This window comes from Arthrobacter sp. TE26545, assembly GCF_056279005.1.
In genome coordinates, this window is record NZ_JBWBQM010000001.1 from 2209919 (window position 1) to 2232173 (window position 22255).

Sequence of the window (22255 nt, forward strand, 5' to 3'; positions counted from 1 at the left end):
TGCAAATGAGGCCGGGTCCGGAGCGTGCCGCGTGATGGCTGCCACAGCAGCCAAGGCGGCATCCGGTACCGTGCCCGTCAAGCTTACCGTTTCCGGACGCCCGTGCCGTGCAGGCGCCCTCCGACACGCTCAGGCGTGCAGTCTTGGGGCGTCGAAGAACGCCGTCTCGTAACGGCAGGACTGGACAAAGGCCTCGTGCATTGCGGCGCGTTCGGCGGCGGACGCCGCGCGGGCAGCACCGTCGACGACGTCGATCGCCTTCCGGGTGGACTCGGCGAAGGCTTCATCCGCGTAGGTCCGCAGCCAGTCGGCGTAGGGGTGGCCGGAAGGCTCCCCGGCGGCGACGAATTCATGGTGCAGGCGCTGGCCGACTTCAGCGTAAAGCCAGTAACACGGCAGGATGGCCGCGACCAGGACCCCGTAGCTTCCGGACGCGGATGCCGCGAGCAGGTGGTCCACATAGGCCTTCGTGACGGGGCCAGCCTCCGTGGCCATCCGGCCGCCGAGCCAGTTCCGGTGCAGCTCCGACTCGACTTCCAGGCACTGCTGGGAGCCCTTCGCCCAAAACAGCTGCTCGTCTTCGCTCGGCGCCAGCGCCCCGGCCCGGGCCAGGACCCTCGAGTAGCCGTTCAGGTAGAGGGCGTCCTGGGCCAGGTAGTAGCCGAAGTGTGCCTTCGACAGCGCTCCGGACTGCAGGCCGCCGATGAACTCCAAGGCATGGATCTCGGCGAGTTCCAGTTCAGCGGCATCCCAGAGTTGCGCAGCGAAGCCGCCCGGCCGCAGCTGTACCTGTCCATGGAAATGGTGGACGGGACCGTTGCCCTTGCCTACATCGAGCACCCCCGAGCAGGCGAGTGCTTCCTGCAGCCAGGGCTTCACCTCGCGCAGGGCCTCCTCCCAGCTGCCCAGGCGCGCCTTGGCGGTGGCCATCGCGGAAGAGAGCGAACACCCGGTGCCGTGGCTGTTGCTTGTGTCGACACGCGGCCCGGAAACCTCCACCACATCCTGGCTGAGCAGGCCGGTGGTGTTCACCAGGGCGTCGGGGCAGTCTTCGCCGGCCAGGTGTCCTCCCTTGACCAGCACGGTGCTCCCGGTGGAGGCGGCGAGGCGCTTGCCCTGGTCAAGCGCCGAGGCCCAGTCCCGGGCTTCGGGTTCGCCCAGCAGCATGGCCAGTTCGGGCAGGTTCGGCGTGATCAGGTCCGCCAGCGGGAGCAGGCGGCGGATGGCCTCCTCCGCCGAGGTTTCCAACAGCCGGTCGCCGCTGGTCGCGATCATCACCGGGTCGAGGACGACGACGGCGGGCCGTGCCTTGCCGAGCCAGCGCCGGACTTCCTCGATCACCTCTGCGCCACCCAGCATGCCGATCTTAACGGCGTCGACCTCGATGTCGTCGCTGATCGCGTCCAATTGTTCGCGCAGGAATTCGACCGGCGGGACATGGACGGAGCGCACGCCCTTGGTGTTCTGTGCCGTCAGGGCGGTGATGGCGGCCATGCCGTATCCGCCGTTGGCCGCGATGCTTTTGAGGTCCGCCTGGATTCCGGCGCCGCCGGACGGATCGGAACCTGCGATGCTCAGCACACGGGGCGGCCGCGCTGCAGCGGCGTCAACAGGGTAGACGGGAGTGAGTGGTGCGAGTGCCATGAAGCGGACATCCCTTCGCCGGTACTAACCGGGCAGGTTCAACGGGTCTGGTCTCAGCCGGCATCGGTGCGCGGCACCCCGTGTCAGGCCTCCAATTCTAGACGGCTTCCACGCCCTCGCAGGCAGCAGCCCGCGGGAACGGAAAAGGCCCCGGCGCCTCCGCAGTCAAGCGGAGGGCACCGGGGCCTTCAATGATTCCTAGAGTTCGGACTTGGGAACGCCCACGCCGAGGATGATCGGTTCATCGGCCGCGGCCTTCTTTTCCGGCACCTTCGCAGGGGCTTTGGCCTCGTGGGCGGTGCCGCCGCTGGCCGCGGTTGTCGCGTGCTGTTCCACCGTCGTGGCGTTGGCTGCGCCCTGGGCCCGGCTCGCGCTCCGGCTGCGGCGGCTCCGGCGCCCGCGGGCGCGGTCTTCGGCGTCGCCGCCAGCCGGTGTCGCCGCGGAAACGGCGTCCGCAGTTTCGCCGGCAGCATCCCGGCCGAGGCCTGCGAAAGCCTGGGCCAGCAGGTCAAGGCTCATCGGAGGCTCGTTCCGCACGGGCTCCTCGTGATGGAGCGCAAGAGGCAGCGCTACTTCTTCGCCGCCGAACCGCAGGACCGGCTGAACCGGTGCACCGGAAGCCGCAGGGGTGGCAGGCGCAGGAGTTCCGGCGTCGGCAGGTCCTGCCGATGCTGCGGCGTCGGGGGCTTCCGGGGCGGCGGCCGAAACCAAGGCTTCGGCCGCGTGCTGGAGTTCCTCGTCGTGCAGGTGCGCGGCGTGCGCGGCGGCGGCGATGTTGGCCAAGGCGGCGCGGGTCGCATCGGCCTTGGCCTGGCGCTGTGCGTCTGCAGCCTCCGGTGCGGGCGGTACGGCCGGCGCCTCGACGGCGGCCTGTCCCCCGCCCTTGCCGCGGCGGCGCTTGCGCTCGGTGCGGGCAGGCTGCTGGGCCTCCGCGTGGGGACGGTGGTGTTCTGCCGCCACCACGTTGGCGCGGCGGTGTTCCACGGGTTCATCGTGGGTGACGACGCCACGGCCGGCACAGGCCTCGCACTGTTCACCGAAGACCTCCAGGAGGCCCGTGCCCATGCGTTTGCGGGTCATCTGGACCAGGCCCAGGGACGTCACTTCGGCCACCTGGTGCTTGGTACGGTCCCGGCCAAGGCACTCGACCAGGCGGCGCAGCACCAGGTCCCGGTTGGATTCGAGGACCATGTCGATGAAGTCGATCACGATGATGCCGCCGATGTCGCGCAGGCGCAGCTGGCGTACCACCTCTTCGGCCGCTTCCAGGTTGTTCTTCGTGACGGTCTCTTCGAGGTTGCCGCCGCTGCCGGTGAACTTGCCCGTGTTGACGTCCACCACGGTCATGGCTTCGGTCCGGTCGATCACCAGGGAACCGCCGGAGGGCAGGAAGACCTTGCGCTCCAGGGCCTTGTGGATCTGCTCGTCCACGCGCCAGGCGGCGAAGATGTCCTGGTCCGAAGTCCACTTTTCCAGGCGGCCCACCAGGTCCGGCGCCACATAGGTGACATAGGCCTCGATGGTGTCCCAGGCCTCTTCGCCGGAGACGATCAGCTTGGAGAAGTCTTCGTTGAAGACGTCGCGGACAACCTTGATGGTCAAATCCGGTTCCCCGTAGAGCAGCTCCGGGGCCAGGATCTTGGTGGACGTGGACTGGCTCTCGATGCCTTCCCACTGGGCCCGCAGGCGGTTGATGTCGTGCGTCAGCTCTTCCTCGGAAGCACCTTCGGCCGCGGTGCGGACGATCACGCCGGCGTTCTCCGGGAGGCGGTCCTTGAGGATCCGCTTGAGCCGGTTGCGTTCGACGTCGGGCAGCTTGCGGGAGATGCCGGTCATGGAACCGCCGGGCACGTACACGAGGTACCGGCCCGGAAGGGAAATCTGGCTGGTCAGGCGGGCACCCTTGTGGCCCACCGGGTCCTTGGTGACCTGCACCAGCACCGAGTCCCCGGACTTGAGGGCGTTCTCGATGCGGCGCGGCTTGCCTTCAAGCGTGACGGCGTCCCAGTTGACTTCGCCGGCGTACAGCACGGCGTTGCGGCCACGTCCGATGTCGACGAACGCCGCTTCCATGGACGGCAGCACGTTCTGGACCTTGCCCAGGTAGACGTTGCCGATCAGGGAATCCTGCTGCGTCTTGGACACGAAGTGCTCGGCCAGCACGCCGTCCTCCAGAACGCCGATCTGGATCCTGTCGTCGCGCTGGCGCACGATCATCTGGCGGTCCACGGACTCGCGGCGGGCCAGGAACTCGGCCTCGGTGATGACCTGGCGCCGGCGTCCGGTTTCGCGGGATTCGCGGCGGCGCTGCTTCTTGGCCTCCAGTCGGGTGGAGCCCTTGACGCTGGTGACGCGGTCAGGTCCGGCGCTTTCGGCGTGGGTGCGCGGGGCACGGACCCGGGTCACGGTGTTGGGCGGGTCGTCTTCCCCGCCGCCGCTCAGCTCGAGGTCCTGGTCGCCGCGGCGACGGCGGCGACGGCGGCGCGATGTGACGCCTTCTTCGAGGGCCTCGCCTGCCTCGGCCTCGCCCTCGTCCCCGGCGGCGTCCTCTTCGCTTCCGTCCTCACGTTCGACGCTGCGGCGGCCACGCCGGCCACGGCTGCGGCGACGGCGGCGGTTGCCGCCTTCGTCGAGTTCGCTGTCTTCGTCGCCGTCGTCGTTACCGTTTTCCTCCTCGGCCACGGGCGCCGGGCGGGCGATTGTGCTCAGGTCCGGTGCCTGGAAAATCACCGAGGTGACGGATGCCGGCTCCAGGAAAAGCGATGCGACCGGGCTGACGGCTTCTTCCGGAGCTTCCTGGGCGTCCGGAGCTTCCTCTGTGACCGCTTCCGGAGCGGTTTCTTCCGCTGCGGGCTCAGGAGCTTCGACGTCCGCGGGCGCTGCCGGCGCTTCGGCCGTTTCCTCGACGGCGGCCTTGGCCTTGCTCGTGCGGCGACGGCGGACCGGCTTTTCGGGGGTTGCTTCCGCTTCCGCTGGGATGTCCGCCGCGGCTGCGCCGCCTTCCGCTTCGGTTACGGCTTCCGGAGCTGCTTCGGCAAAGGCCGGAAGGGGTTCGGTATCGACCTTCTTCCGGGCCCTGGTACGGCGCACGGGGGCCTTCGGTGCCTCGGCCGGCGTTTCCGGCGCGGCCACCGGTTCACTGCCTGCGGTTTCGGCAGGGGCGCCGGCGGCGTCGGCGTCGGCTTCGCTCGTTGTTTCGGTTTTCGGAGCTGCCTTGCGGCGGGTCCTGGTGGCCTTCTTCGGCGCCTCTTCGACTACCGTTGCCGCATCCTCCGCGGCGGGTACTGCTTGATCATTATCCATAAGTGGCAACACTCCTGCCCTTGTGCGACCGCCACATCCGGCGCCCAGTGGGGCACATATTGTCAAAACCCGCAGGCGTTGACAGAAGTCGTCTGTTGTCTTTCCGGTTCGCACCAGCGTGGGGGTGCGGCAAACGCGGAAAGCCGGCGTTGCTGCGAACCCGTTGTTCTAGTACCACAACCAGGTGCCGTCCCATACCATGGCGGGCGTGCCGGGAATCCGTGTTCCGGGCATGCCCTGCTCAGGGCTGGCGGTCTTGGGAGCAAGATGCCGGACCGGATTCCGCATGTGGAACGGGCTCCGACCACGTTCATTCTCTCACACCCCCGCCGCGATGGACGGAACTGCGTGCTTCTGTCTGGACGTTGCGCCAAGGCAGCGGCGCTACAATCCTCCCAGAGAGCGGCACGGAGCCGATCAGCACCGGCAGCCGCGGCAACCAGAAAGGGACAACACCCATGCCAAGCCCCGCCAGCGACAACCTGGCCCCCGCAAGCGCCTCCACGGGCGGACCGTCCCGGGCGCAGGTGCAGCTGCCGCGGATGGCCCGGGACATTCCGTTCGCCTGGCTCCTGCTGCTGACGGGCGCCATCGCCTGGCTTGCATCCGGCGCCCTGGTTCTGGAAAAACTCCAGGTCTTGGCCGACCCCAACCACGCGACGGTCTGCGACATCAATCCATGGATTTCCTGCGGCGACGTGATGAAGACCCCCCAGAGTTCGGTGTTCGGCTTCCCCAACATGTTCATCGGGATCGTGGCGTTCGCTGTGATCATCACGACGGCGATGGCCCTGTTCGCGGGCGCCAAACTGGCGCGCTGGTACTGGATCGGCCTGCAGGCCGGCGTTACCCTGGGCTTCGTCTTCATCGTCTGGCTGTGGTCGCAGGCGCTCTACGTCATCCACATCCTGTGCCCGTTCTGTATGGTGGTCTGGGCCTGCATGATCCCGTTGTTCGTTTTCGTGACCGTCCGCAACGTGGTGCACGGGGTCATCCCGGCACCGGCAAGACTGGTGAAGGTGCTGGGCGACTACGGCTGGATCATCGTGGCGCTGCTGTACGTGGCCGTGGTCGCGAGCATCTTCTTCGCGTTCATCAACGTCTTCATCGGCACCTCGGGCTACTGAGCCCGGCGTACTGAACCCGGCCCCCGGGCCGGAGCATCCCCGCGAGCGTACAGTTGAGGCCCCCGTTTCGCCTGAAACGGGGGCCTCAACTGTACGCTCGCGCTGTTATAGGGCAGCGCCGGCGGCTGCTAGTCCTGGAACCAGATCTTGATCTCGCGTTCGGCGGATTCGATGGAGTCGGAGCCGTGGACAAGGTTCTGCTGAACGGCCAGACCCCAGTCGCGGCCGAAGTCGCCACGGATGGTGCCGGGGGCCGCCGTCGTCGGGTCCGTGGTGCCGGCCAGCGAACGGAAGCCTTCGATCACGCGGTGGCCTTCGAAGATCGCGGCGACCACCGGGCCCGAGAGCATGAACTCGACCAGGGGCTCGTAGAAGGGCTTGCCGACGTGCTCTTCGTAGTGCTGCTCCAGCAGTTCGCGGCTGGCGTTGACCTTCTTCAGCTCGGCCAGGGTGTAGCCCTTGGCTTCGACGCGGGCCAGGATGCTGCCGCTGAGGTTGCGGGCGACGCCGTCGGGCTTGATCAGGACGAGGGTGCGCTCGATGCTCACAATTGCTCCAATGCGGTGGTGGTGGGTTTCCTTGCCAGTTTACGGGCTTCGGAGGCAGCCCTAGCGCGTAAGTCCCTTCCCAACACTCGCAAGCTCGCGTCGGGTCCCTCGGGACGACGCTTACGGCTGTTCGCCGTCCTTGCCGTGCTCGGCCTCCCACGCCGCCTGTTCCCGGTCCCGCTGGATGTTCTCCCGGTCGATCCGGATCCCCGCACGGATGCCGTACCACCAGCAGGCCGCGAAGAGCACGCCGACGATGAACATCATCGGCTCGGCGAAACCGGTGAGGATAAGCACGATCTGCAGGGCCCAGCCGAGCCCGATGCCCCAGGGCTTGCTGAGCACGGCGCAGGCAAGGACCAGCACCACGCTCAGGGCGATGCCGAAGCCCAGGATCAGGGCCGGCGGCACTTCGCCACGCTTGAGCCCGAAGACCGCCAGGGTGGCGAAGAACGCCACGAAGGCTTCAAGCAGCAGCACCGTGGAGGCGAACATCACCTTCGTGGAGCGCCGCTTCTTCGGCATGCCCGGGCGCCATTCGCGCTGGGCCTTGGTGAGTTTCGCCATCTCAGGCACCGGCCTTTCCGAGGAGGATCCGGGCTTCGGCCACTACCGTGATGGAACCGGTGATGAGGACACCTCCGGCCAGGTCGTCATTGGCTTCGGAGCGTTCGACCGCCCATTCAATGGCGTCGTCAAGGCTCTCTGCGATGTGTACGTTCTCTTCGCCGAAGCCAAGGTCCACAGCGAGCTCTGCCAGTTCCGCGGCCGGGATGGCGCGCGGCGAGTTCGATTGCGTGAAGCAGAATTCCTCGGCGAGGTCGCCCAGGGATTCCTTGAGCTGGCGCAGGATTTCCCCGGCGTCCTTTTCCCGCAGCACGCCGATCACGACGACGAGCTTGCTGAAGTTGAAGGCCTCGTGGATGGCTTCGGCCGAGACGCGGATGCCGTCCGGGTTGTGACCGGCGTCCACGATGATGGTCGGCGCGGTGCGGACAACCTCCAGGCGGCCCGGCGAGGTGACGTTGCCGAAAGCCTCACGCAATACCTCGCCGTCGAGCTCCTTCTCCCCCCCGCCGAAGAACGCCTCCAGGGCGGCAACGGCGACGGCGGCGTTCTCGGCCTGGTGCTCGCCGTGCAGCGGCAGCAGGATGTCCTCGTACCGGCCGGCGAGGCCCTGGATGGTCAGCACCTGGCCGCCGACGGCGACACTGCGGGATTCGACGCCGAACTCCACTCCTTCGAAACGGAACGGCACCTCCAGCTCACGGGCCTTGTCCAGGAGCACCTGGGCGGCATCCACGGGCTGGACGGCACTGACAAGGAAGCCGCCGGGCTTGATGATGCCGGACTTCTCACGGGCGATGTCCGCCGTCGTGTCGCCCAGTAGGTCGGTGTGGTCCAGCGAAATCGGGGTGACCACGGAAACCTGGCCGTCGCCCACATTGGTGGCGTCGGTGATGCCGCCAAGGCCGACCTCGAAGACAGCCACGTCCACGGGCTGGTCGGCGAAGACCGCGAAGCCGAGGATCGTGAGGCATTCGAAGTAGGTCAGCCGGGGCTGGCCCTCCGCAACGAGTTCCTTGTCCACGATCTCCAGGTATGGCCGGATTTCGTCCCAGATGCGCACGAAGGTGGCGTCGTCCACCGGTTCGCCGTTGAGGCTGATGCGCTCAGTCACCTTGGACAGGTGCGGGCTGGTGTAACGGCCGGTGCTGAGGCCGTGCGCGATCAATCCACGTTCGATCATCCGGGCCGTGGAGGTCTTGCCGTTGGTCCCGGTGATGTGGATGATCGGGAACGCCTTGTTCGGCTCCCCGAGCACGTCCATGGCCCGGAACAACGGGGCCAGCCGCGGCTCCATCTTGTTCTCCGGGGCACGGCCCAGAAGTTCGGCGTAGACGCTTTCCACCGAGAATTCGTCGCTCATGCTTCCACCTTCGCTACAGTTACGGCCGGTTCCGCGGAACCGGCTGCCAGCACGGTTTCCAGTTCCAGGGACAGTGTTTCGCCCTTTACCAGGTCCGCGTTGGCCGCCAGGGCGTCCAGCACGTCCTGGCCTGCCTCCACAGTGGTGCGGATCCGGTCGCTGACGTTCAGTCCGGCGTCCTTGCGGGCCTGCTGGATGGCGCGGACCATGTCGCGGGCCAGGCCTTCGGCCTCCAGCTCGGGGGTGACCTCGGTGTTGAGCACCACGAAGCCGCCACCGGGCAGCATCGCCACGGCCTTGCTGGCGGCAGCACCGCCGTCGGCCGATTCCGCCACCACGGTTTCCAGGGTGTATTCCTGCGGCTCAAGCTCGAGCCCACCGGCGGTGACCACTCCGGCGTCGCTGACGGACCAGTCGCCGGACTTGGAGCCCTTGATGGCCTGCTGGACGTTCTTGCCCAGGCGCGGGCCGGCGGCCCGGGCGTTGACCACGAGCTTCTGCTCGATGCCGAACTCCTCCGGCGAGGCCGCCGCGGCGTCGAGCAGCCGGACCGAACGCAGGTTCAGTTCATCGGCGACGACGGCGGCAAAGCCTTCCAGCGCATCCGCGCCGGGTGCCACGACGGTCAGTTCCTGCAGCGGCAGGCGGACACGCAGCTTGGCGGCCTTGCGCAGTGACGAACCGGTGGAGCAGATCTGCTGTACACGGTCCATCGCGGCCACGAGCTCCGGCTTGGCCGGGAACAGCGCGGCGTCCGGCCAGTCGGCCAGGTGCACGGAGCGGCCGCCGGTGAGGCCGCGCCAGATTTCCTCGGTGACCAGGGGCAGCAGCGAGGCGGCCACGCGGCACACGGCTTCGAGGGCCGTGTAGAGGGCGTCGAAGGCGTCGGTGTTCTCATCGAAGAAGCGCTGGCGGCTGCGGCGGACGTACCAGTTGGTGAGCATGTCCAGGTAGCCGCGCAGTTCGTCGCAGGCACCGGAAATGTCGTAGCTGTCCAGGTTTGCGGTCACCGAGCGTACCAGCTCGCCCGTGTTGGCCAGCAAGTACTGGTCCAGCTCGTCGGAGTAGCCGTCGTAGCGCAGCTTGGCGTCGTAGCCGGCGCCGCCGTTCGCGGCATTCGTGTACAGCGTGAAGAAGCTGTACACGTTCCACAGCGGCAGGATCACCTGGCGGACGCCGTCGCGGATGCCCTGTTCGGTGACGATCAGGTTGCCGCCGCGCAGGATGGGGCTGGACATCAGGAACCAGCGCATGGCGTCGGAACCGTCACGGTCCAGGACCTCGGAGACGTCCGGGTAGTTGCGCAGGGACTTGGACATCTTCTGGCCGTCGGAGCCGAGCACGATGCCGTGGCTGATCACGTTGCGGAAGGCCGGCCGGTCAAACAGCGCGGTGGACAGGATGTGCAGCATGTAGAACCAGCCGCGTGTCTGCCCGATGTACTCCACGATGAAGTCGGCCGGGTTGTGGGTGTCGAACCAGTCGCCGTTCTCGAACGGGTAGTGCACCTGGCCGTAGGGCATGGAGCCGGAGTCGAACCAGACGTCGAGCACGTCTTCGACGCGGCGCATGGTGGACTTGCCCGTGGGGTCGTCCGGGTTCGGGCGCGTCAGGTCATCGATGAACGGACGGTGCAGGTCCACCTGGCCGTCGTTGTTCACCGGCAGTCGGCCGAAGTCGGCCTCCAGCTCGGCAAGCGAACCGTAGACGTCGGTGCGCGGGTACTCGGGATCGTCCGACTGCCAGACGGGGATCGGGGAACCCCAGTAGCGGTTGCGGCTGATCGACCAGTCACGGGCGTTTTCCAGCCACTTGCCGAACTGGCCGTCCTTGACGTTGCCGGGGATCCAGTTGATCTCCTGGTTCAGCTCGGACATCCGGTCCTTGAACTTGGTGACCTCCACGTACCAGGAGGAGACAGCGCGGTAGATCAACGGGTTGCGGCAGCGCCAGCAGTGCGGGTAGCTGTGTTCGTAGCTGGCCTGGCGGACGAGACGTCCCTGTGCGCGGAGCACCTGGGTGATGGGCTTGTTGGCCTCGAAGACCTGCAGCCCCACGATGTCGTGCAGCTCGCCGTGGGAGAACAGGGGCAGGAACTTGGCGCCCTCGTCCACGGAGAGGACCACCGGGATGCCGGCGTCTTCACAGACCTTCTGGTCGTCTTCACCGTAGGCCGGGGCCTGGTGGACGATGCCGGTGCCGTCGCTGGTGGTGACGTAGTCGGCCACCAGGAACCGCCAGGCGTTCTGCGTGCCGAACTTCTCGGCGTCGGCGAAGTCGTTCCACAGCGGCTCGTACTCCAGCCCGGCAAGCTCGGCGCCCGTGTACGTAGCTTCAACCGCGGCGGTGGCGGCAGCCGCGCCAGCGGCACCATCACCGTACCCGAGGTCCTTGGCGTAGGAACCGAGCAGATCGGCGGCCAGCAGGAAGCGTCCGGTGACCGGGGCCTCCTCGGAGGCGGCCTTCACGCCGTTCGGTCCGGCGGGCACCACGGCGTAGGAGATCTCCGGCCCGACGGCGAGCGCCAGGTTCGTGGGCAGCGTCCAGGGCGTGGTGGTCCAGGCGAGCGCCTGGACCCCTGCAAGGGCCTTGGAGAGCTCCGACTCCCCCGCTTTGACCGGGAAGGTGACCGTGACGGTCTGGTCCTGACGGTTCTTGTAGACGTCGTCGTCCATGCGCAGCTCGTGGTTGGACAGCGGCGTCTCGTCCTTCCAGCAGTATGGAAGCACGCGGTAGCCGTTGTACGTGAGGCCCTTTTCGTGCAGCTGCTTGAAGGCCCAAAGCACCGACTCCATGTACTCGACGTTGAGCGTCTTGTAGTCGTTCTCGAAGTCCACCCAGCGGGCCTGGCGGGTGACGTAGGCCTTCCATTCGTTGGCGTACTTCATGACGGAGGCGCGGCAGGCAGCGTTGAACTTGTCGATGCCCATGGCTTCGATCTGGGTCTTGTCCGTCATGCCCAGCTGCTTCATGGCTTCCAGTTCGGCGGGCAGGCCGTGGGTGTCCCAGCCGAAGCGGCGCTCCACGCGCTTGCCGCGCTGGGTCTGGTAGCGACCCACCAGGTCCTTGGCGTAGCCGGTGAGCAGGTGGCCGTAGTGCGGCAGGCCGTTGGCGAAGGGCGGGCCGTCGTAGAAGACGAACTCGTTGCTGCCGTCAGTTCCGGCGTCGCGCTGGTCGATGCTGGCCTGGAAGGTCCCGTCCTCATCCCAGTACTTGAGGATGCGCTCTTCGATTTCCGGGAACTTCACGGAAGCGGAAACGCTGTTCGTGCCAGAGGACGCGGCAGTGCCGTCGCCGGAAGCGGCCGTTGTGGCCTTGGGATAAAAGGTCATCTCGAATCCTGGTCTGAGCTGGTGGGACTGTTTGTCTGTCAGGATGCGAGGACGGCGCCCGTGCCGCTTGCGCTGCACCGGTACCGCGGTACCACCTCACTTACCGGCACCTGCCCTCCTGCGGAGGGACCGGCGTCGGCCGCTCATTGCTGCTGTGACGGGCTTACCCGTCCGGTTCTACTGGCCCCCGCGGGCGGGAGTGTTCTTCCGGAAGCTCACCGGTGATGGCCGGGTCAGTGCTTGTGGCTCAAGTCTAGCGGCAGCAGGACGCCTGCCTCCACACGGCGGGTCCACCCTTGGTATGAGGTGTCGCATGCGGCGGCTGCCTAGACTCGGGCTCATGACCCTTACCGCAAGCGGGAAGCCTCGCGCACGTCGCCGCACCGCATTTGCCTTGGCCCTTCTGGCGGCTCTTCCGGTGGCGGTGCTGTCGCTTTTCCGGGCCCTGCCGGTGGAATGGCCGGCGCCGGTGGTCCAGTTGCTGGCGTTCACGCCGTGGGTGGTGCTGCCGGCAGCCCTCGCGGCCGGGCTGGCCCTGTTCAGCCAACGGCGGTGGCTCGCCGTTGTCACGGCCCTCCTGCTCTTGATCCAGCTCTTCTGGCTCTTCCCTTTGGATTTCGGCCGGTCCTTGCCGCGCGCGGCGGATGAAGTGGAACTGCCGGTGATGAGCGTCAACTCCGAATACGGGCAGGCTGACGCGGCGGAGGTGGTCCGCCTGGTCCGGGAGAACGGCGTGAAGCTCTTGGCGGTCCAAGAGCACTCAGCCTCCCTCGAAGCTGCGCTGGAACGGGCCGGCCTGGAAGGGCTTTTGCCGCACAGGATCAGTAGCCCGACGGACGACGCGGCCGGCAGCGCCGTGTACTCCGCCTATCCGCTTGAGGCCGTGGGCCTGCTTCCGGATACGCCGTTCCAGATGCCGACCATCCGGGTCGCAGCCAAGGCCGCCGGCCTTTCGGCCACCTTCGATCTGACGAATGTGCACACCCTGCCGCCTGTGGACTCCCGGATCGCCCAGTGGCGGCACGACCTCGGGGCCGTCGGGCGCGTTGGCTCCAGGGCCGGCCACCGCGTAATGATGGGCGACTTCAACGCCGGGTACGACCACCTCGAGTTCCGGCAGCTCCTGGACAGGCCCCTTGCCGGCGGCACGGACGGGCGCAAGCTGGTCGATGCCGGGATCGCAAACAACAGCCGGCTGATTCCCACCTGGCCTATGGAAGGGATGACGCTGCCCGGCGTCACCCTGGACCATATCGTCACCACTCCGGAGATCAGCGCGACGGGCTACTCCGTTCACCGCATTTCCGGCAGCGACCACGCCGCCGTCATCGCAACGCTGGCAGTGCCCGGCAGCTAGCCGCGCGGGGCCCCGGGCGAGCGCAGCGAGCCTGGGGCAGCGGCGACGCGCTAGCCGCGCGGGGCCCCGGGCGAGCGCAGCGAGCCTGGGGCAGTGGCGACGCGCTAGCCCTTTCGGATGAGCTTGTGGTTGGCCGCCTGCGCCACGGGCCGCACGGTGATGTGGTCAAGGTTGATGTGGTGCGGGACGGACACCGCGTAGCGGACCACCTCGGCCACGTCTTCGGCGAGCAGGGGCTTCTCCACCCCCGCGTACACCTTCGCCGCAGCTTCGGCACTGCCGAGGCGGTTCAGGGCGAATTCCTCGGTGTACACCAAGCCGGGGGCCACCTCTATCACCCGGACATTGTTTTCGGCTTCCTCCAAGCGGAGGGCGCCGGTGAGCGCGTGCTGGGCGTACTTGGCCGCGTTGTAGCCGCCGCCGCCTTCGTAGGCCGCCAGGGCCGCGGTCGAGGTCAGGTTCAGGACGGTGCCCTCGCCGTTGCTGCGGAGCATGGGCAGGAAGGCCCGGATCATCTTCATGGTGCCCAGCACGTTGACCTGGTACATCCATTCCCAGTCGTCGGTTTGCGCGTTGGCAAGGGTGTCGGCGCCCCGAGCCCCGCCGGCGATGTTGATCAGGGTGTCCACCCCGCCGTGCCGCTCCACCAGCCGCAGCAGGATCTCGATGTCTTCGTCCTTGCTGATGTCTGCCGGGACGGCGACTGCACCGGTTTCATCGGCCAGTGCGGAGAGCCGGTCCGCACGGCGCGCCACGGCGTAGACCTTCCAGCCGTCGGCGGTCAGCGCACGCACGGTTGCTTCCCCGATGCCCGTGCTCGCTCCGGTGACCACGGCCGTCTTCTTCACTGTTCCCTCAGTCATGGCACCACACTAGCCCGCTTTGCCCGGGCCGATCGCGTGGCCCAGGATGTGGTCGAACGACGGTGCCAGGCGAGCGGCGGCGAAGCTGAAACGCCGGTTGTCCACGACCTCGAACCCGGCTTCCACAATGGCCGCCAAAGTGTCCCTGTTGGGATGGCATCCCCCGGCCATCCGCTGCCAGGCCGGGCTCACGAAATCTTCCACTGCGGCCGCGAACCTGCGGCCGGAGCGCACGTGTTCATAGAACGCCAGGGTCCCTCCGGGACGGAGGACCCGGCGTATTTCGGCGAGTGCGGCCGCCTGCTGCGGAACGCTGCACAGGACGAGGCTGACGACGACGGCGTCGGCGCTTTGGTCCTGTGCGGGGATCTCCTCGGCCGTCCCGGGGAGAACCCGGACGGGGACGGGGGCCTTCCGCCCCTTTTCGGAGGCGATCTTCCTGAGGTAGTCGTCAGGTTCCACCGCCAGGACGCTTCGGACGGCGTCCGGGTAATAGGCAAATGATGAACCTTCCCCTGCGCCGACCTCGATGACGGATCCGCGCAGGCCGGCCAGGAGTTCGCGACGGTGCTCGCCGGCACCGCGTTGGTCCATGTGCTGCACGGCGCGCGCGTAGGCGCGGGCAAACCGGGGATGCTGCGGCGTCACTGGTCGGCCTTTCCGTGCATTTCCCCCCGTCCGGAATCCTCGAGGTATTCAAGAAGGACCCGGGCATGGTTGACCTCCGGATCCCGGGCGGCGTACAGCAGGGTCACCCTGGAATGCTTCCGGGCCAGTTCAAGGAGGGTGTCCACCGCCGGGTTCTGTTCCAGTTCGGCCAGGTATGCCTTCCGGAAATCAGCGAAGCGTTCCTGCATGTGGGCGAACTCCGTGCGCAGGGGCGGCGAGGGGGCGATCTCCTTGAGCCAGAGGTCCAAACCCGCCCGTTCCTTGCTCACCCCGCGCGGCCAGAGGCGGTCCACCAAAACCCGGCAGCCGTCGTCGTCGGATGGCTCCTCGTAGATGCGTTTGGTCACCAATTGCATGTGCTGATCTGCCATAGGCGGATGCTACTGCCGAAACACACCGAAAGACCATGAAACAATTGACCCCATGGCTGAATCAACGCAGGGTACAGACACGCCCGCTCCCACCCCCATCAACGTCCCGGACAAGCCAGCACTGGAAGGCCTGGAAACGGCCCTCACGCTGCGCTGGCTCCAGGACGGCACCTACAAGTTCAACCCGGACACCACCCGTGAAGCGGTCTATTCGATCGACACTCCCCCGCCCACCGCGTCGGGTTCCCTTCACGTGGGCCACATGTTCTCCTTCACCCACACGGACGTCGTCGCCCGCTACCAGCGCATGCGCGGCAAGAACGTCTTCTACCCCATGGGCTGGGACGACAACGGCCTCCCCACCGAGCGCCGCGTCCAGAACTACTACGGCGTCCGCTGCGATCCGGCCATCCCCTACAACGCCGACTACCGCCCTCCGGCAACCCCGGCGAAGAACCAGCGCGACTTCGATGTGATCTCCCGCCGGAACTTCATCGAACTCTGCGAAGAGCTCGCGGTCGAGGACGAGAAGGTCTTCGAGAACCTGTTCCAGACCCTCGGCCTCTCCGTGGACTGGAACCTGACCTACCGCACCATCGACGACACCTCTCGTGCCGTCTCCCAGCGCGCCTTCCTGGCGAACCTGGCCTCCGGCGACGCGTACATGGCCGAGGCGCCGACGCTCTGGGATGTGACGTTCCGCACCGCCGTCGCGCAGGCTGAACTGGAGGACCGGGAGATGCCCGGGGCCTACTACCGTTACCCGTTCTTCACCGCCGAGGGCGAGAAGATCTTCATCGAAACCACCCGTCCGGAACTGCTGGCGGCCTGTGCCGCGCTGGTCGCGAACCCCGACGACGAGCGCTACCAGCCGCTGTTCGGCAAGACCGTCACGTCCCCCCTGTTCGGCGTCGAGCTTGAGGTTAAGGCCCACCCGCTCGCCAAGGCGGACAAGGGTTCCGGCATCGCCATGGTCTGCACCTTCGGTGACCTCACCGACGTCACCTGGTGGCGCGAGCTGCAGCTGCCCACCCGCGCCATCGTGGGCCGCGACGGCCGCATCCTGGCCGACACCCCGGACTGGATCACCACCGACGCCGGCCGCGAAGCCTACGCCGCGATCGCCGGAAAGACGGTGTTCAGCGCCAAGGAAGCCGTGGTGGAGCTGCTCGGCGAGGCCGGCCTGCTGGACGGCGAGCCGAAGAAGATCATGCACCCGGTGAACTTCTTCGAGAAGGGCGACAAGCCCCTGGAAGTTGTCACCTCCCGCCAGTGGTACATCCGCAACGGCGGCCGCGACGAGGACCGCCGGGAACGGCTGATCGGACGCGGCCGCGACATCGACTTCCACCCGTCCTTCATGCGTTCGCGCTACGAGAACTGGATCTCCGGCCTGAACGGTGACTGGCTGGTCTCCCGCCAGCGCTTCTTCGGTGTGCCGATCCCGGTCTGGTACCCGCTGGACGGCGAGGGCAACCCGGACTACGAAAACCCGGTCCTGCCCTCGGACGAGATGCTCCCCGTCGACCCGGCCGCGGATGCCGCTCCGGGCTACGACGAGTCGCAGCGCGAACAGCCGGGCGGCTTCACCGGCGACGCCGACGTCCTGGACACCTGGGCCACGTCCTCGCTGACGCCGCAGATCGTGGGCGGCTGGAGCCGGGACGAGGAACTCTTCGGCAAGGTCTTCCCCTTCGACCTGCGTCCCCAGGGCCACGACATCATCCGCACCTGGCTGTTCTCCTCGGCCGTGCGCGCCGATGCCCTGCAGGACATCGCCCCTTGGAAGCATGCCGCGATTTCGGGCTGGATCCTGGACCCGGACCGCAAGAAGATGTCCAAGTCCAAGGGCAACGTGGTGGTTCCCACCGATGTGCTCAACGAGTTCGGCTCCGACGCCGTGCGCTACTGGGCTGCGTCGGCGAAGCTCGGTGCGGACACCGCCTATGAGATCGCGCAGATGAAGATCGGCCGCCGCCTGGCCATTAAGCTACTCAACGCCTCGAAGTTCGTGCTGAACCTGGGCGCCACCGAGAACTCCGTGCTCTCCGGCGACCTGTCCGTGCTCAGCAACCCGCTGGACCGTGCGCTGCTCGCCCAGTTGGCCGATGTCGTCACGCAGGCCACCAAGGCCTTCGAGAGCTACGACCACGCCCGGGCCCTGCAGATCGCTGAGACGTTCTTCTGGCAGTTCACCGACGACTACGTCGAGCTGATCAAGGACCGCGCCTACGGTGCCGCCGGCGAAGCCGAGCAGGCCTCGGTGCTCGCGGCCCTGGCCACGACGCTGGACTCCCTGCTCCGCCTGTTCGCCCCGTTCCTGCCCTTCGCCACCGAAGAGGTCTGGAGCTGGTGGCGTGCAGGTTCCGTTCACCGTGCCGCGTGGCCTGCCCCGCTGGAAATCGCCGACGGCGACACCACGATGCTCGGCACCGTGGGCCTGGCCCTCAGCGGCATCCGCAAGGCCAAGTCCGAGGCGAAGGTCAAGCAGCGCACCGAAGTGCTCTCCGCCGCGATCTCGGCCAACGAGTCCTTCGTGGCACAGCTCAAGGCCGGGCTGGGCGACTTGAAGGCTGCGGCGAACGCGCGGGAGATCTCGCTCGTAGCCGCTGACGGCGAACTCGCGGTCAGCGACGTGGTCCTGGCACCCGCCGAGGAAACACAGAGCTAAACAGATCCGGAATTGGTTCCGGGCAAAGGGGAAGCCCCATCAGCGTTTTGCCGTTGGTGGGGCTTCGACTTTTCGGCTGTCTGGTGACGACTTGACAGTCTGGCGGAATCCTCGGAATTTCAGGTCTTCCTAGCTCGTCACAGCTAGCTCGCTTCTGACTTTGCCGAAGGCTGCGTCAGATGCATATCACTGAATCTTTGGTTTCCGCGTCCCGCTTCTTTCGAAGTGGGTAAGTACTATTCTTGACCCGCCCCAAGGGCAGCGCAAGGCCTCGGCGGGAACTACTAGCCTGTAATTCCGCTGCCCCGTTTTGGGCCCCGGGAGCATTGTCACCGTGGGGTCCGGGTTCGCCGCAGGGTGTGGCACAGTAAAGCCATGCCGGAACTTCCAGAGGTCGCCGGGTTGCGCGCCTTCCTCGACGCGAAGCTGCGCGGAGCCGTCCTGACAAAGATCCAGATCACGTCCTTCGCGGTGCTGAAGACTGCCGACCCGCCGTACTCTGTCCTGGAAGGACGGACCGTCGTCGGGGTACGGCGCTTCGGGAAGTTCCTCGATCTTGACTTGGACGGCGTGCACTTCCTCTTCCATCTGGCCAAGGCCGGCTGGCTGCGCTTCACGGAGAATCCTTCGCCGGCTCCGCTCCGACCCGGTTCCGGACCTATCGCGGCACGCCTTGCGTTCACTGCTGCGCCGTCGGCGGCCGCCGACGGCGCAGCATCGAAGACGGCTTTCGATCTCACCGAGGCAGGGCACAAGAAGAGCCTTGCCGTCTACGTTGTCCGGGACCCGCAGGAAGTCCCCGGCATCGCTTCCCTGGGTCCCGATCCCCTCACCCCGGAATTCACCAGGGAAGTCTTCGACGGCATTCTTTCGGCTTCTCAACAGATCAAGGGACTGCTGCGCAGTCAGAGCGTGGTGGCCGGCATCGGGAACGCCTACAGCGACGAGATCCTCCACGCGGCGAAGATCTCCCCGTTCGCGATAGCCAAAACCCTCGACGACGGCAGCAAGGACCGATTGTTCGCCGCGATCGGGGAGGTGCTTGGCGAAGCCGTGGAGTCCGCCGTCGGCAAAGCCCCGGCCGAGCTCAAGGACAGCAAGCGCAACTCGATGCGGGTGCACGGCCGCACCGGACAAACGTGCCCTGTGTGCGGGGACACCGTCCGGGAGGTTTCCTTTGCGGACACGGCCCTGCAGTATTGCCCAGGCTGCCAGACGAACGGGAAGATCCTCGCGGACCGCCGGACGTCGAAGTTCCTGAAATAGATGTGCAGGCGGCTTCATGGCGCCGGGGTGATCTCAAGGAAAGGCTCATGCGCCGATTCCCTATGCCCTCCGGGACGCGGACACGCCTACGACCATTCCCGCCCACAGCAGTTCGGTAGTCGCAACGGTCAGAGCGTCGATGGACGTTCCGTCCAGGAGGTTGCCGGCCGCCAGCACAGCGGCCCCGTGCAGGCTTGCGAAGCAAACGAGCGCTAATTCCTCGCGGTCCCCCGGTGCCAATTCCCCGGCGTCCTGGGCTTCAGCGATGATGGCCCGAGCGACCCTGATGCCGTCTTCGCCGATGCTGCGCAGTTCATCGCTGGCATCAGGAGCATGCTTGGTGGAGTGCATCACGGCCAACAGGGCCGGGTGGGTGACCGCGAAGTCCACGTAGGCCTTGGCGATCCGGGCAAAGCGTGAGCGATGGTCTCCGGCCGTTTCAGACGCTCCCATAATCCTGGCATTCATGCTGCGGAAGCCGTCAAGGGCAAGGGCATCGAGAAGCGCCTGCTTGTCACGGAAATGCCTGCCTGGTGCCGCGTGACTCACGCCCAAATCACGCGCGAGTTGCCTCAGCGAAAGTCCCTCGACTCCTGCTTCTTCGATGACTGCCGTGGCGCGGGCGAGCAATGCCTCGCGGAGCCTGCCGTGATGGTAGGGCAAATTAGTCATGAGATCAGTTTAGCCACTATGTAGTCATTGACAACATGAGCACGCGTGCGGCTACTATGTTGGCAATGGCTACATAAGTGGCCGCGACACGGAACGGATTCGACATGACCATGGTTTACACCGGAACCACTGTACTCATCACTGGAGCGAGCTCCGGGCTCGGCTCCGAGTTCGCCGCAAGGTTCGCTGCGCGCGGGGCCAACCTTGTGCTGGTTGCCCGGCGGACCGACAGGCTCGAGGAGTTGGCCAGCACGCTGCGGGAGGCACATGGCGTTTCCGTGACTACGCTCGCGAAAGACCTGAGCCGTGCAGGAGCAGGAACAGAGATCCGAAACGAGCTGGCCCGGCAAGGCATCCGCATCGACACGCTGATCAACAACGCGGGCTTTGCCACGAGCGGCCCTTTGGTCACGGAAGACCCCGCGGTCATCGCCTCCGAGATCTCCCTGAACGTGGCCTCTCTCGTCGAGACCACGCGGGCATTCCTCCCCGAGATGCTCGCCGCCGGTCGGGGGGCACTCATCAACGTCGCCAGCACTGCGGCTTTTCAGCCGGTACCTGGGATGGCAGTTTACGGCGCCACCAAGGCATTTGTCCTGAGCTTCACCGAAGCCGTCGCTCACGAGACAAAAGACTCCGGGCTTCGTGTGCTCGCTCTCTGTCCGGGTGCTACCCGCACCGAGTTTTTCGATGTGCTCGGGACCCAGGCTGCAGCCGTCGGCCGGATGCAGAGCGCCAGCGCGGTGATCGATACCGCCCTGCGTGCCCTGGACCGCCGTACGACGCCGGTAAGCGTCGTCTCAGGCCTGGGAAACCGGATGCTTGCCGGCATCGCCCAGCGCCTCCCCCGAAACGTCTCCCTCGCCATCGCGGGCAGAGCCGTACAGGACTAGTACTGCAGCCGCCTTTCGCTTCGCCTGTCTTCGTCACACCCGTATTTTCACAACACACCGAGGATGTAGCAATGAATCAGACTCCCGACGTGCTTCGTTATGCCGCCTTTGCCGCGTCCCCTGGCGGAGGCAATCCGGCGGGCGTGGTAATGGACGCAACCCGTCTCGACGCCGCACAGATGCAGGTCATCGCGGCCGATATCGGATATGCGGAAACGGTGTTTATCACCAGGGCCGCGATTGACGGAGACTCACGTCGGAACCGCGTGCGGTACTTCTCCCCGATCGCCGAGGTGCCGTTTTGCGGTCATGCCACAATTGCCCTGGCTGTCGCGCTGTCGAGGGTACACGGTACGGGAACCTTTACGTTCGATACCCCAGTGGGGCCAGTCGCGATCGATTCCGTCGGCCAGGGTGCTGCCCTGATGGCATCATTCACGAGCGTGGAGCCTCGCATCACCGGGTTTGCGCCAGGTGTCCTGGACACGCTGCTCGGGTTGCTCGGCGTGGGTCGGGACGAGTTGCACCCTGCCTATCCTCCGCTGCTCGCCTTTGCCAGAAACTGGCATCCAATACTGGTCTTCGCCGAACGCAGGACCTTTGACTCATTCGTATTCGACCCGGATCCCATGCGAGCGCTGATGGACGGCCAAAACTGGGCAGGTACCGTAACGACGCTATGCGAGATCGGACCGGGCGAGTTTGACTCGCGCAATCTCTTCCCGGTGGGCGCTATCACTGAAGATCCGGCGACGGGTTCGGCCGCCGCTGCTTTCGGCGGATACCTCCGGCTGCTCTCGCTTGTGGAACCGCCCAGCCGGGTGGTACTGCTCCAAGGGAGTCACGTCGGCCGCCCGAGCAGACTCACGGTTGATATTCCGCAGCTCGGCGGGATCGTCGTGCGCGGAGAAGCCGTCGAAATCATTTGAGCCGTCCGCCGGCGGAAAGGCCCGGACAGTTCGGAGGCCTTTCCTCCGGCGGGATCTGCTAATTGAACTCCGGGCTCTCGGTGCGGCTCCGCTTGAGTTCGAAGAAATGCGGGTACCCGGCAAGGGTCACCGAAGCGTCCCAGATGCGGCCGGCCTCCTCGCCGCGCGGGATCCGGGTCAGCACCGGGCCGAAGAACGCTGTACCGTTCACGGATACCACCGGCGTGCCGACGTCCTGGCCCACCAGCGAGATCCCCGCCTCATGGCTTCTGCGCAGTTGCTCGTCGAACTCAGTGCTGGTGGCGAAACGGGCGAGCTCTGCGGGCAGCCCGGTCTGGGCCAGCGCCTTTTCGATGGCTGATGCCCGGTCCTTGTTGCCCTCGTGGTGGAATTCCTCGCCCATGGCGTCGTATAGGGGCTTGATGAACTCGCTGCCGTGCAGTTCCTTCGCCGCGATGATGACACGGACGGGTCCCCAGGAGTCATCCATCATGGCCCGGTAGTCCGCGGGAAGGTCGCGGCCGTCGTTGAGAACCGAGAGGCTCATGACGTTCCAGGTGGTTTCGATGTCGCGCACAGCCTCGACTTCACCGATCCAGCGGGATGTTACCCATGCAAAGGGGCAGATCGGATCGAACCAGAAATCTACCTTGTTGACGGACTGTTCGGGCACAGGGGTA

At 66.5% G+C, this 22255-nt stretch carries 17 protein-coding genes and 1 riboswitch; of the genes, 6 read left to right on the forward strand and 11 right to left on the reverse strand.

The genetic code is table 11. The annotated features are described in order from the left end of the window. Positions 1-129: 129 nt before the first annotated feature. On the reverse strand, positions 130-1644 hold the full coding sequence (thiD, locus tag ACZ9CK_RS09935) for a bifunctional hydroxymethylpyrimidine kinase/phosphomethylpyrimidine kinase (protein ID WP_476049868.1): 1515 nt from the start codon (positions 1642-1644) through the stop codon (positions 130-132). Beyond that, positions 1638-1735: riboswitch (TPP riboswitch) on the reverse strand. It overlaps the preceding gene by 7 nt. Before the next feature lie 107 nt (positions 1736-1842). Continuing rightward, positions 1843-4947 (reverse strand): Rne/Rng family ribonuclease, encoded by a 3105-nt coding sequence (locus tag ACZ9CK_RS09940; RefSeq protein ID WP_476049869.1) that lies wholly within the window; start codon positions 4945-4947, stop codon positions 1843-1845. A gap of 458 nt (positions 4948-5405) precedes the next feature. On the opposite strand from ACZ9CK_RS09940, the gene ACZ9CK_RS09945 reads away from it, so the two are divergent. Then, on the forward strand, positions 5406-6074 hold the full coding sequence (locus tag ACZ9CK_RS09945; RefSeq protein WP_426297994.1) for a vitamin K epoxide reductase family protein: 669 nt from the start codon (positions 5406-5408) through the stop codon (positions 6072-6074). Positions 6075-6202: 128 nt separating this feature from the next. On the opposite strand, the gene ndk is transcribed toward ACZ9CK_RS09945, so the two are convergent. The 4 genes from ndk to ileS form a co-directional block, all read right to left on the reverse strand. Next, positions 6203-6622: a nucleoside-diphosphate kinase gene (gene ndk, locus ACZ9CK_RS09950; protein WP_426297996.1), complete on the reverse strand. Its 420-nt coding sequence runs from the start codon at positions 6620-6622 to the stop codon at positions 6203-6205. A 120-nt stretch (positions 6623-6742) separates the two neighbouring features. Then, positions 6743-7189: a DUF4233 domain-containing protein gene (locus tag ACZ9CK_RS09955; RefSeq protein WP_426303458.1), complete on the reverse strand. Its 447-nt coding sequence runs from the start codon at positions 7187-7189 to the stop codon at positions 6743-6745. Position 7190: 1 nt separating this feature from the next. Then, entirely contained in the window at positions 7191-8552 is a 1362-nt protein-coding gene (locus ACZ9CK_RS09960) for a bifunctional folylpolyglutamate synthase/dihydrofolate synthase (protein WP_476049870.1), read from the reverse strand. Continuing rightward, positions 8549-11884: an isoleucine--tRNA ligase gene (gene ileS / locus ACZ9CK_RS09965; protein ID WP_476049871.1), complete on the reverse strand. Its 3336-nt coding sequence runs from the start codon at positions 11882-11884 to the stop codon at positions 8549-8551. The genes ACZ9CK_RS09960 and ileS overlap by 4 nt, the downstream gene beginning before the upstream one ends. 340 nt (positions 11885-12224) lie before the next feature. On the opposite strand from ileS, the gene ACZ9CK_RS09970 reads away from it, so the two are divergent. Further along, positions 12225-13241, forward strand: coding sequence for an endonuclease/exonuclease/phosphatase family protein (locus ACZ9CK_RS09970; RefSeq protein WP_476049872.1), 1017 nt, complete (start codon positions 12225-12227; stop codon positions 13239-13241). Between the two features lie 104 nt (positions 13242-13345). Here the strand turns inward: ACZ9CK_RS09970 and ACZ9CK_RS09975 are convergent, their stop codons facing one another. The 3 genes from ACZ9CK_RS09975 to ACZ9CK_RS09985 are packed head-to-tail and all read right to left on the reverse strand — an operon-like array spanning position 13346 to position 15144. Next, positions 13346-14104 carry an SDR family oxidoreductase gene (locus ACZ9CK_RS09975; protein WP_426298004.1) on the reverse strand — a complete coding sequence of 253 codons (759 nt, stop codon included), beginning with the start codon at positions 14102-14104 and terminating at the stop codon, positions 13346-13348. 9 nt (positions 14105-14113) lie between these two features. Beyond that, the gene (locus tag ACZ9CK_RS09980; RefSeq protein ID WP_476049873.1) at positions 14114-14752 is read right to left on the reverse strand and encodes a class I SAM-dependent methyltransferase; all 639 of its coding nucleotides are present in this window, start codon (positions 14750-14752) and stop codon (positions 14114-14116) included. Continuing rightward, positions 14749-15144, reverse strand: coding sequence for a DUF488 domain-containing protein (locus ACZ9CK_RS09985; protein WP_476049874.1), 396 nt, complete (start codon positions 15142-15144; stop codon positions 14749-14751). The genes ACZ9CK_RS09980 and ACZ9CK_RS09985 overlap by 4 nt, the downstream gene beginning before the upstream one ends. Positions 15145-15196: 52 nt before the next feature. On the opposite strand from ACZ9CK_RS09985, the gene valS reads away from it, so the two are divergent. Next, positions 15197-17815, forward strand: coding sequence for a valine--tRNA ligase (valS, locus tag ACZ9CK_RS09990; protein WP_476049875.1), 2619 nt, complete (start codon positions 15197-15199; stop codon positions 17813-17815). Between the two features lie 375 nt (positions 17816-18190). Beyond that, positions 18191-19081 carry a DNA-formamidopyrimidine glycosylase family protein gene (locus ACZ9CK_RS09995; RefSeq protein ID WP_476049876.1) on the forward strand — a complete coding sequence of 297 codons (891 nt, stop codon included), beginning with the start codon at positions 18191-18193 and terminating at the stop codon, positions 19079-19081. A gap of 60 nt (positions 19082-19141) precedes the next feature. Here the strand turns inward: ACZ9CK_RS09995 and ACZ9CK_RS10000 are convergent, their stop codons facing one another. Next, the gene (locus ACZ9CK_RS10000; protein WP_476049877.1) at positions 19142-19753 is read right to left on the reverse strand and encodes a TetR/AcrR family transcriptional regulator; all 612 of its coding nucleotides are present in this window, start codon (positions 19751-19753) and stop codon (positions 19142-19144) included. Between the two features lie 104 nt (positions 19754-19857). Between ACZ9CK_RS10000 and ACZ9CK_RS10005 the strand changes: the two genes are divergently transcribed. Next, the gene (locus ACZ9CK_RS10005; RefSeq protein WP_476049878.1) at positions 19858-20646 is read left to right on the forward strand and encodes an SDR family NAD(P)-dependent oxidoreductase; all 789 of its coding nucleotides are present in this window, start codon (positions 19858-19860) and stop codon (positions 20644-20646) included. Between the two features lie 71 nt (positions 20647-20717). Further along, positions 20718-21575: a PhzF family phenazine biosynthesis protein gene (locus tag ACZ9CK_RS10010; protein ID WP_476049879.1), complete on the forward strand. Its 858-nt coding sequence runs from the start codon at positions 20718-20720 to the stop codon at positions 21573-21575. A 58-nt stretch (positions 21576-21633) separates the two neighbouring features. Here ACZ9CK_RS10010 and ACZ9CK_RS10015 read toward each other — a convergent pair whose 3' ends face one another. After that, entirely contained in the window at positions 21634-22248 is a 615-nt protein-coding gene (locus ACZ9CK_RS10015; RefSeq protein ID WP_476049880.1) for a mycothiol-dependent nitroreductase Rv2466c family protein, read from the reverse strand. Between the last annotated feature and the right edge of the window lie 7 nt (positions 22249-22255).

Excerpts from the sequence above, each read along its gene's own strand:
- thiD (WP_476049868.1), bottom strand. The coding sequence starts at position 1,644 with ATGGCACTCGCACCACTCACTCCCGTCTACCCTGTTGACGCCGCTGCA.
- ACZ9CK_RS09940 (WP_476049869.1), bottom strand. The coding sequence starts at position 4,947 with ATGGATAATGATCAAGCAGTACCCGCCGCGGAGGATGCGGCAACGGTA.
- ACZ9CK_RS09945 (WP_426297994.1), top strand. The coding sequence starts at position 5,406 with ATGCCAAGCCCCGCCAGCGACAACCTGGCCCCCGCAAGCGCCTCCACG.
- ACZ9CK_RS09955 (WP_426303458.1), bottom strand. The coding sequence starts at position 7,189 with ATGGCGAAACTCACCAAGGCCCAGCGCGAATGGCGCCCGGGCATGCCG.
- ACZ9CK_RS09960 (WP_476049870.1), bottom strand. The coding sequence starts at position 8,552 with ATGAGCGACGAATTCTCGGTGGAAAGCGTCTACGCCGAACTTCTGGGC.
- ileS (WP_476049871.1), bottom strand. The coding sequence starts at position 11,884 with ATGACCTTTTATCCCAAGGCCACAACGGCCGCTTCCGGCGACGGCACT.
- ACZ9CK_RS09970 (WP_476049872.1), top strand. The coding sequence starts at position 12,225 with ATGACCCTTACCGCAAGCGGGAAGCCTCGCGCACGTCGCCGCACCGCA.
- ACZ9CK_RS09975 (WP_426298004.1), bottom strand. The coding sequence starts at position 14,104 with ATGACTGAGGGAACAGTGAAGAAGACGGCCGTGGTCACCGGAGCGAGC.
- ACZ9CK_RS09985 (WP_476049874.1), bottom strand. The coding sequence starts at position 15,144 with ATGGCAGATCAGCACATGCAATTGGTGACCAAACGCATCTACGAGGAG.
- valS (WP_476049875.1), top strand. The coding sequence starts at position 15,197 with ATGGCTGAATCAACGCAGGGTACAGACACGCCCGCTCCCACCCCCATC.
- ACZ9CK_RS09995 (WP_476049876.1), top strand. The coding sequence starts at position 18,191 with ATGCCGGAACTTCCAGAGGTCGCCGGGTTGCGCGCCTTCCTCGACGCG.
- ACZ9CK_RS10000 (WP_476049877.1), bottom strand. The coding sequence starts at position 19,753 with ATGACTAATTTGCCCTACCATCACGGCAGGCTCCGCGAGGCATTGCTC.
- ACZ9CK_RS10005 (WP_476049878.1), top strand. The coding sequence starts at position 19,858 with ATGACCATGGTTTACACCGGAACCACTGTACTCATCACTGGAGCGAGC.
- ACZ9CK_RS10010 (WP_476049879.1), top strand. The coding sequence starts at position 20,718 with ATGAATCAGACTCCCGACGTGCTTCGTTATGCCGCCTTTGCCGCGTCC.